The 9,702-nt window shown below is 55.1% G+C and carries 7 protein-coding genes; 6 read left to right on the top strand and 1 reads right to left on the bottom strand.

The genetic code is table 11. The features are described 5' to 3' along the window. The first annotated feature begins 282 nt into the window (after positions 1-282). From RY831_RS32235 to RY831_RS32215, 5 genes are all read left to right on the top strand, one after another. Positions 283-1,317, top strand: a complete 1,035-nt coding sequence (locus RY831_RS32235) for a hypothetical protein (protein ID WP_326510386.1) — start codon at positions 283-285, stop codon at positions 1,315-1,317. A gap of 2 nt (positions 1,318-1,319) precedes the next feature. Beyond that, positions 1,320-2,504, top strand: a complete 1,185-nt coding sequence (locus RY831_RS32230; RefSeq protein ID WP_326510385.1) for a tyrosine-type recombinase/integrase — start codon at positions 1,320-1,322, stop codon at positions 2,502-2,504. Positions 2,505-2,806: 302 nt separating this feature from the next. Beyond that, a complete protein-coding gene (locus RY831_RS32225; RefSeq protein WP_326510384.1) occupies positions 2,807-5,572 on the top strand; it encodes a beta strand repeat-containing protein in 2,766 nt (921 codons plus the stop codon). 669 nt (positions 5,573-6,241) lie between these two features. Further along, on the top strand, positions 6,242-6,736 hold the full coding sequence (locus RY831_RS32220; RefSeq protein ID WP_326510383.1) for a hypothetical protein: 495 nt from the start codon (positions 6,242-6,244) through the stop codon (positions 6,734-6,736). 25 nt (positions 6,737-6,761) lie between these two features. Continuing rightward, a complete protein-coding gene (locus RY831_RS32215; protein WP_326510382.1) occupies positions 6,762-6,953 on the top strand; it encodes a hypothetical protein in 192 nt (63 codons plus the stop codon). A gap of 1,184 nt (positions 6,954-8,137) precedes the next feature. Here the strand turns inward: RY831_RS32215 and RY831_RS32210 are convergent. Then, positions 8,138-8,500 carry a helix-turn-helix domain-containing protein gene (locus tag RY831_RS32210; protein ID WP_326510381.1) on the bottom strand — a complete coding sequence of 121 codons (363 nt, stop codon included), beginning with the start codon at positions 8,498-8,500 and terminating at the stop codon, positions 8,138-8,140. Between the two features lie 145 nt (positions 8,501-8,645). Between RY831_RS32210 and RY831_RS32205 the strand changes: the two genes are divergently transcribed. Then, on the top strand, positions 8,646-9,702 hold a 1,057-nt coding region (locus RY831_RS32205; RefSeq protein WP_326510380.1), incomplete at its 3' end, for a CHC2 zinc finger domain-containing protein.

The following is a 9,702-nucleotide window of genomic DNA, read 5'->3' as shown; positions in this document are numbered from 1 at the left end:
GGGCGAAACCAACCTCAAGCACAAGATCCTTGCGATCGTGGAAGAGGAGGGGGCCAACCGTGCCAGCTATGCGCTGAAGTTGCTGCAGTCCGAGGGCGAGCTGACGATTGCCTCGACCGGCAGCGATCCGCAGGCCGGCCATCTGGTGACGAAGCAATACCGGGTCGAAGGGCCGGTCATGATGTTCCTGACCACGACGGCCATCGACATCGATGAAGAANGCAGTCCGAGGGCGAGCTGACGATTGCCTCGACCGGCAGCGATCCGCAGGCCGGCCATCTGGTGACGAAGCAATACCGGGTCGAAGGGCCGGTCATGATGTTCCTGACCACGACGGCCATCGACATCGATGAAGAACTGATGAACCGTTGCCTGATCCTGACCGTCAACGAAGGCCGCGAGCAGACCCGGGCGATCCACCGCCTGCAGCGGGAAAAGAGGACATTGCAGGGCTTGATCCGCAAGGAAAACAAGCAGCGCATCCTGAACTTGCACCGCAATGCACAGCGCTTGCTGCGTCCCTTGGCCGTGGTCAACCCGTATGCAGACCAGCTCACCTTCCTCGATGACCGCACGCGCACCCGCCGTGACCATGAGAAGTACCTGACGCTGATCGATACCATTGCACTCTTGCACCAATACCAGCGTCCGATCAAGACCCTCTCGGCCGGAGGCCAAACGCTCTCTTATATAGAGGTGACGCTGGAGGACATCGCCACCGCCAACCGCTTGGCCAATGAAGTGCTCGGCCGCAGCCTCGATGAGCTGCCGCCGCAAACCCGCCGTGTACTGGAAGCACTGCACGGCATGGTCGAGTACGAAGCCAAGGCCAATGCCATCCCACGCCAGGAAGTGCGCTTCGCCCGCAGCGACGTGCGCCGTGTCTGCAGCCTGTCCGATACGCAATGCCGCATCCATGTAGACCGCCTGATTGCGATGGAATACATCCTCGTGCATCGAGGCGCGCGCGGCCAGTCGTTTGAATACGAGCTGCTGTATGACGGCAAGGGCGGCAACGGTGCGCCGTTCGTGCCCGGCCTGATTGATGTGCATCGCTTGAAAGACGAGTTTGCAAGTACGACCGAAGGTTCGCGGGGGGAGGGTGCTGATGTCGCGGGGTCATCACGGCCCCATCACGGCGTCAATGCGGGGTCCTCGCGCACGGTGCCATCGGCCGCTACGCAAGGCGGGGCAACGCTTGCAGGCAGTGGCAGCGAAAGCGACACGCCAACACGGCTATACCGGTCTGCGTTGAGCGCGGCGTCGTACCTGCATCCGACCCCTTCTTTAGCCGCTGCTGCCTTGGGCGAGGCCTGACCATGAAGACACTGATGACGCAAGCGCTGCTCGACAAGCTTCGTAACGAGCACCGTCGTGTGGAGATATGGGACACCACCATCAAGAACTTCTATGTACAGATCCGGGAGACCGGAGCGGCGACGTTCTATGTGCGCTACACCAAGCCGGGCACCAACACGCGCAAGAGCTTGCTGATTGCAGACGCGGCAATCGTGCCGGTGATAGCTGCCCGGGCCAAGGCCAAAGAGCTGCTGAGTCAGGCGGAGCTTGGTGGAGATCCGGGCGAGGTCAGGCAGCAGAAGAAGGAGTGCCCGACCATGGCCGAGCTGATCCGGGATTACTACTTGCCCTATATAAAAGCGACGAAGAAGTCGTGGCAGACCGATGAAGTGATGTTGCGTCGGCATGTGCTGCCGGTGGTGGGCCAGAAGAAGCTGTATGCGATTACAGCGAACGACCTGAGCCAGCTTCAGATCGGCATGGTCAACAATGGGTTCGCGCCGGCGACGGCCAACCGACCCATCGTCGTGCTGCGCTACGTGTTCAACCTGACGATCAACCTATGGCAGATCCCGGGCATCACCACCAACCCGGCCAAAGCGGTACGCATGCTGGAGGAGAACAATGTACGTCAGGTGTTCCTCTCCCAGGACGAGATCCAGCGCCTGCTTGAGGCCGGCCGTACTTGTGAACAGAATCCCTACCTGCTCTCGATTGTTGCGTTCCTCGTGCTGACTGGCGTGCGACGCAATAACGCGCTGCATGCGCGCTGGTGTGAAATCGATGAAGCCGCAGGCCTGTGGCACATCCCGATGACCAAGTCGGGCAAGCCGCAGACGGTGCATTTGCCCCCGGAGGCGCGCACCTTGTTGCAAGCCCTGCCGAGCCGGGGCCAGAGTCCGTACCTGTTCCCGAGCCCGATCACAGGCAAGCCGTTCGTGAGCGTGTATTACTCATGGAATTCCATGCGCGAGCGTGCAGGCCTTGGCCATGTACGGATGCACGACTTGCGGCACACGTTTGCATCGTTGCTGATCAATGCCGGCTACAACCTGTTTGTAGTGCAGAAGGCGCTTGGTCATCACACGTCCACCGTGACGATGCGCTATGCGCATCTGGCCGACTCAACGCTGCAGAAGGCAGCTCAAGCAGTGGGCCAGATACTGCATCCGGCCCTTGCATCGACGATGAAGACGCCGGAATAGACGCGTCATTGATACAGCGGGGGATCACACGCAAAAGCGGGTAAGTATCGAGATCGAAAAAAATTGTTATGCTGAGTGAAGCTGGCGAGATGAGCAAAATGATCCGCTAGTGATCACATCTGAGGGGTAGTGGAATCGGCGCTTTATAGAATCAAGAAGTTAGGCGCGAAATTATTAGCACGCTGACTGTTGGTTCGGACACTGGCGCAGCTTTCGTTGGTACAGCAAACAACGACACATTCAACGGTAACTCTGTTGCTGCAGGCAACACATGGTCCGTTGGCGACGCAATCGACGGCGGCATGGGCAACGACACATTGAACGTTACTCAAGCTGGCGCAATCACTGTTCCGACTGGCGCATCTGTTAGCAACATCGAGAACGTCAACCTGCTGAGCGGCGCAAACATCACTGTGAACACCACTTCCGGTTTCACAGGTCTGACAAGCCTGAAGGCAACAAGCACTTCGACAGCTGCTTCTACTTCGTTGACTGCTGCTGCAACAACAAACATCACTTCCGTTGAATCCGACCTGCGTGCATCTGGTACAAGCCAGCTGATCATCAACGGTGGTAACAACGTCGATGTCAAAGCAACAGGTACTACTACACAAGCAACTGGTCTGAACGCTACTACAGGCGCAGGCGCTGAAATCCTGATCGGCGCCACTACTGCCGCTACCGGCAAAGTCAACGTCAACAACTCGTTCAAGGGCGCTGACACTAACGTTTCTGGCGACGTATTTGTTAAGGGTGGCACTGAAGTTGCAATCGTCCAAACTCTGACAAACACCACAGTCAACGAAACTAACGTTCAAGGTGCTGTTGCCGTTCTCGGTACTGCTGCTACTACCGCTGTCTCCGTTGTTCAAGACGCAACTGTTGCTGCATCCAACCTCGGTACTGGCCGTGTGGGTAAAACAGCAGGTGCTGTGACTGTTACTGACGTGAACGCAGCTTCTGCTACAGCAGCTGGCAGCATTGCACAAGTAACTCTGCTGAATGCTGGTGACGCTGTTGTTAACTCCGGCGCACTGACTACACTGAACCTCGGCGGCACATTGACTCAAGTCGATGCTGGCACACTGGGCGCGCTGACTACAGCAGCAAACTCGACTCTGGCACTGAACCTGACTGGCGCAGTAAGCACAGGTCCCGTGACAATCGATACAGATATCAAGACACTGAACGTGTCCGGTAACACCACTGCATCGACAATCAACTCCCTGGTCGCTTCTGGCGCAACCAAGATCAACGTTAGCGGCGATGCAAAAGTTACTTTCACAGGTAACACAACTGCTGCAGTGACTGACATCGTTGTGACCAACACAGCTGGCGCAGCATTCGGTACAGCAATCGGTGCAAATGTCAACTTCACTGGTGGTGCTGGTGACGACGCTGTTACTCTGACAACTGGCTTCACTAAGGCAATCACAATGGGCGCCGGTAACGACACAGTTACCTACGGTGGTCCTGCTTCCACAACAGTTGGCGCAAAAGGTTCGGTCGATGGCGGCGCAGGTACTGACACCATCATCATGTCCTCCTCGGACGCTGCTGCTGCGGATAATGACTCGGTCTTCAACACCTCGTTCAAGGGCTTCGACGTACTGCGCTTGTCCAACGAGTTGGCTGTTAGCACCAACATCGACCTCGATGGTATCAACGCTGTCTCCAAAGTGATCCTGGCATCCGGTGGTAACAACGCAACTTCCTCGGTTATCTCCAACCTGGTAAGCGGCGGTACAGTCGAAACACTGACAGCCGGTACTGCTGGTTTCACAGTCAATGTCAAGTCCGCACTGGTTGGTGCTGATGACGTGCTGAACCTGTCCTTGAAGAGCACAACTGCGCTGACTAACCAGACAATTAATGCAGCAAACGTTGAGACAATCAACATCGCTGTAGCAGATGCAGCTGCCGCACCTGCTCTGGGTAGCAATGCTGTGGTCCACGCTCTGACACTGGGTACAGCTGCAGCAAAGACCATCACTGTCACAGGTAACAACGGTCTGACACTGACCAACACTGGTAACACAGCTGTTACTCTGTTTGACGCATCCGGCGTAGTTGCAAACAACACAGCAGCAGGTGCAGGCGTTGCTGCAACAACTGACTCGGCTGCAAACCTGGCAGTGACCTTCGCATCTGCTAATAACACAGCATCTGCTGATGTCACCATCAAGGGTGGTGCTGGTAACGACGTTCTGACTGGTAACATCTCCAAAGACACAATCAGCGGTGGTGCCGGCGCAGACCTGATCTACGGTGATAACCAAGGTACTAAGGAAGTTCAGAGCATTGCTGCATCCTCTACCGATGGTGCTGCTGTATTGACAGTAAATGTTCTGGGCGTGAATACAACAGTCACTCTGGCAGGCGCTACTGCGGCAACAGCTATGCAGACTGCAGTTGTCAACGCAATTAACGCTAATACAGCCCTTGCAGGTCTGGTGACAGCTTCCGCTGGTGCTACCGATGCAATCACACTCACCTATCTGGTCGATGGTGATGCTCCGGCAGTAACCGTTACTAAGGCCTCTGGTGCTGGTGCCCTGACTCTTGGTGCTATCACTGCGACTACTACTGGTACTGCTGGTACAGCTGCAGTTGACGTACTGGACGGTGGTGCTGGTGCTGACCTTCTGGTTGGCGGTGGCGGTGCTGATACCATCACAACCGGTGCAGGTGCTGACAAGGTGTTCTTGCTGAAGGCGCACTCCAACCTGGCAACAATGACAACTATCACTGACTTCACATTCGCTGCTGGCGGTACATCGAACGACATCATCGTTCTTGGCGACGTGACTTCCGTAATCGGCACTACAACAACAGTTCAAGATCTGTCCTCCTCGGCAACTCTGGCTGCTGCTGTAGAAGCTGCTGCACTGAAGAACACAGTGGACAATGGTCTGAGCGTGTTCACATGGGGCGGTAACGAGTATGTGTACGTTGAAACAACTGGCGCAACTGGTTCGTACGTGGCATCTGACTTCATCGTCAAGCTGACAGGTACTCCGCTGGCAGTTGGTGCAACAATTGCAGGTTCGGGCTTCGACGCAGTTTAATAGCTGTAACAAGACACTAGCGGAACATTGCTAGTCGATTGAAGGGCCAAGGCCTAAAAACCTTGGCCTTTTATAGCTTCAAGATATTGCAATTGCAGTAACAGAAAGAACGTCTGACAAAAAACAGCCCTAGGAAGGCAGCGGTAACTTACAGCCGAGGAGCGAGAGCCCCTCGGTTTTTTTATGTAGCACCAGGGTGACTGCGAAACACTGCGAAACACTGCGAAACATTGCGAAACATTGCGAAACTGTGCGAAACACTGCGAAACTGTGCGAAACACTGCGAAGGTGTGCGAAATCCTGCGAAATATTGTAAGAGAGGCAATGAAAAACTCTGAAAATATGTGAAATACCTTGAAATTCTCTGCAACTCTATGAAATTCCATGAAATAGTGAATGGAACCAATAGTTTATAAGTCCTCGAAAAACCAATTCCATAGAGTTGGATACGCTCTTTAGAACCGGCGCCTAGTGCTTGCCCTCAGTCGGTTTGCACCCCTTTCTTTGCCGTTTTACCCCCGTCCTACCCCTACACACCATACGCACCTTACAAGGTGCCCGCAAACCCGCATGGCTGCTGGGTTCGCGTGTATAACAATCCAGTGCTCTGTAAAACGGCCACTTGTACCTTATTGATTTAAAATAAGATTTACACAAGGAAACGCATACATGACAAATCTCTCATTCAGAGTCACCACTGAACAGCACGCGGCGATCCTCTATCGTATGAAGCAGGCGCGAGCCAAAGACCTCAGTGCCTATCTGCGTCAGGTTTGCCTAACCGGAGGCTATGACATTGATTCGCACCTCGGCCGGATGCAGAGAGAGATCGACATGCTGACCGAGGTAGTTGAAAAGCAAAATGAACTGCTAAATCGATTGCTAGAGCAGAAGAACGATAAGGTGGAGCTAAAGCTATTGGCCGGTATGTATAAGATGCTGCATATGGCTGTTGAGCCTGATGTGCGAGCGGTAATGGCTCAGGACATCAACTTCGCAGGGGTAGAAGCTTCGTTGAGGGGGGATCTAAAGGATGAGGGCTTGTTGGATGCCGACCCAGCTCCGGAAAGTCCTCAAGAGCCGCCCCAAGAGCCCCCTAAGCACAAGAATCCCTACCAAGAGGCGCGGGAACAATTTAAGGCAAAATTGTTGCGCAAGCGTTGAAGTCCACGCAATTGAAGAGGTCGCCATGTCCAAACGCATTCAATACACACTCGAAGAGCTGTTCGCGAAAATGACCCTGTCGGACCCGGAAGAGCGTCCCCTGACGCCGGAAGAGAAAGAATGGTTGGAGGCGCCGCCTGTAGGGGAAGAGGTCGGCAGCGGCCAGGACGATGAGTCAGTTCCAACCAGGGACTCTGTAGGAAAGACGAAGGGCTGATTGCGCCCTTGAAGCGGCTGCAGGGAATGCCATGCCGTGAAAGCATCCTCGATAGCCGGTGACCACGGCATAGCATTCCGCTCCCGTCATCTCATTCCGCCCCTCCGTAGCCAGATTCCGCTCCCGTCATCTCATTCCACCTTCTCCGTACTTAGATTCCGCCCCCACTGGAATGACATGACGGGAGAGCATCCTCGATAGCTGGTAGAAGTGTCCGCGATAGACGATGGGAGGATCTGAGCCCTCAGGACGCCGCATTCCACTCAAAGCAGGAAACAATCGGGCCTTAATAGGTACTCAAAGGGGGTGTTTATTGCAGGTGAATGAGGTAATTACTGTCTGTCTGGCCGAGTTGAGTGTCCGCGATAGACGATGAGAGTATCCGCGATAGACGAAAAACATCCTCGATAGCCGGTAAACCACGGCATGGCATTCCGCCTTCTCCGTACTTACATTCCGCCCCCTGGAATGCTATGCCGTGAAAATGTCCTCGATCTCCGGTTGCAGTATCCGCGATAGACGAAAAACATCCTCGATAGCCGGTAAACCACGGCATGGCATTCCGCCTTCTCCGTAGCCAGATTCCGCCCGCCTCACCGTACTAGCATTCCGCTCCCGTCATCTCATTCCGCCTTCTCCGTACTTACATTCCGCCCCCTGGAATGCTATGCCGTGAAAATGTCCTCGATCTCCGGTTGCAGTATCCGCGATAGACACTAGCGAAGATTGACCGATCCGAGGGTTGGATTGTGCATGTTAGAAGAAACAATCGAGCTAACAAGGATGATTGCAAAGGCGTTTGTTGCGCAATGAAGTGGTAATGAGAGCGATCTTGCCTTGCTGAGTATCCGCGATAGACACTGAAAACGTCCTCGATCTCCGGTAGACGGAATGCCATGCCGTGGGCGGAATGCTAGTACGGTAAAGGACGGAATCTGACTACGGAAGGGCGGAATGCTAGTACGGTGAAGCGGAATGCCATGCCGTGGGTGGAATGAGATGACGGGAGCGGAATGTGGCTACGGAGGGGTGGAATGAGATGACGGGAGGAGGTGTGCACCGTACTAGCATTCCGGGACCACGGCATAGCATTCCAGGGTTTGTATTTACAAAGAAAAAACCACCCCCAACCCCAGCTGCCTGGGGTGTAGAAGTGGTTCTTTATTAGCGGCTAAGAGAGAGGGTTACTGCTTAGCCTGAGCCAGCACGGTATCGAGCATTTGCGTTACGAACTTCTGTTGCGTCTTCGAGAGCTGGCTGATTGCTTCAATCTGCTGTTCCAAGCGTGAAGAAGGTCCGCGCTTGCCATTGCTACGTGCTGGCATCGGACGTCCTACTAACGCGTCTACTGGCACATTGAAGATCTCCCCCAAGGTCGGAAGCATTGATGCTGGCACGCGTAGACGCGCAACCTCGTAATGAGCCAGTGTCTGTTGTGCAATCCCTAAAGCCTCAGCTAATTGTTGCTGCGTCATATTGTGCTCACGGCGCAGGTCTGCGATCCGTTTGCCTAACTCTATGAAAAAAGGTTTGTCGGTAGAGGCCATTGCACTTACCCAAAATTGCGTTCGTAGCCTCATAAGATAACCCCTGTTTTTAAAAACAGAGTTGACAGTACTCTGTTTTAGAGTAATGATCAAGCCAGTTATTTTTACGCGAACCCCCTTGACAGGATTTTACGAAAGCAGGCCTATGCCCCGGATCTCCGATGCAACCCTTGAGCGGCTAAAGAATGAAGTCTCCGTCGAGCGTCTCGTCGCATCTGCTGGCATTGAATTACGGAAATCAGGCAAGGACTTCATCGGCGCCTGCCCCTTCCATGACGATGGTGAACCAAGCCTGGTCGTCACCACCACCAAAAACCTCTGGCACTGCTTCGGCTGTCAGTGCGGCGGCGGACCGATCGATTGGGTCATGAAGTTCGAGAAAGTGAGCTTCCGCCGTGCCGTCGAATTGCTTCAAGCCGACCCTTCTTTAGCCGCTCAAGCGGCAGAGCCGCTAAAAAAGAGCCGCGAGCAAACCGGCACCGTACCGGTTGCCCTCGATGCTGACGACCAGGATCTGCTGCGGCAGACCGTCGCCTACTACCACGAGACATTGACGGCCACTGCAGAAGCACAGGCCTACCTGAAGACACGCGGCCTCGATCACCCGGAGCTGATTGCCCACTTCCAGCTCGGCTACGCCAACCGGACCTTGGGCGTGCAGTTGCCTGAGAAAACCCGCAAGGCCGGCGCCGAGATCCGCAGCCGTCTGGAAAAGTTGGGCCTGTACCGCGAAACCGGCCATGAGCACTTCAATGGCAGCCTGATCGTTCCAGTGTTCGATGAGCACGGCAACGTCACTGAGCTATACGGCCGCAAGGTCCGTAGCGACTTGCGCAAGGGGACGCCGCTGCACCTGTATCTGCCGGGGCCGCATCGCGGCGTCTGGAATGCCGAGGCACTGCGCGGCGCGAAAGAAGTCATCCTGTGCGAAGCCCTTATCGATGCCATGACGTTCTGGTGTGCCGGCTTCCACAACGTGACTGCCGCCTATGGCATCGAAGGGTTTACCGACGACCATGTTGCCGCCTTCAAGGGCAATGGCATTGAGCGTGTGCTGATTGCCTACGACTGCGACGAGCCGGGCAACCGTGCCGCCGAGAAACTGGCCGAGCGCTTGCAAGCCATGGGCATGGATTGCTACCGCATCCAGTTCCCGCATGGGATGGATGCCAATGAGTATGCGCTGAAGGTGACGCCGGCCA

This window comes from Noviherbaspirillum album (assembly GCF_035916955.1).
Lineage (GTDB): Bacteria > Pseudomonadota > Gammaproteobacteria > Burkholderiales > Burkholderiaceae_D > Noviherbaspirillum > Noviherbaspirillum album.
Note: the sequence above shows the minus strand (reverse complement) of the source record. Positions and strands in the feature narration are given on the sequence as shown.

Excerpts from the sequence above, each read along its gene's own strand:
- RY831_RS32230 (WP_326510385.1), top strand. The coding sequence starts at position 1,320 with ATGAAGACACTGATGACGCAAGCGCTGCTCGACAAGCTTCGTAACGAG.
- RY831_RS32225 (WP_326510384.1), top strand. The coding sequence starts at position 2,807 with ATGGGCAACGACACATTGAACGTTACTCAAGCTGGCGCAATCACTGTT.
- RY831_RS32220 (WP_326510383.1), top strand. The coding sequence starts at position 6,242 with ATGACAAATCTCTCATTCAGAGTCACCACTGAACAGCACGCGGCGATC.
- RY831_RS32215 (WP_326510382.1), top strand. The coding sequence starts at position 6,762 with ATGTCCAAACGCATTCAATACACACTCGAAGAGCTGTTCGCGAAAATG.
- RY831_RS32210 (WP_326510381.1), bottom strand. The coding sequence starts at position 8,500 with ATGGCCTCTACCGACAAACCTTTTTTCATAGAGTTAGGCAAACGGATC.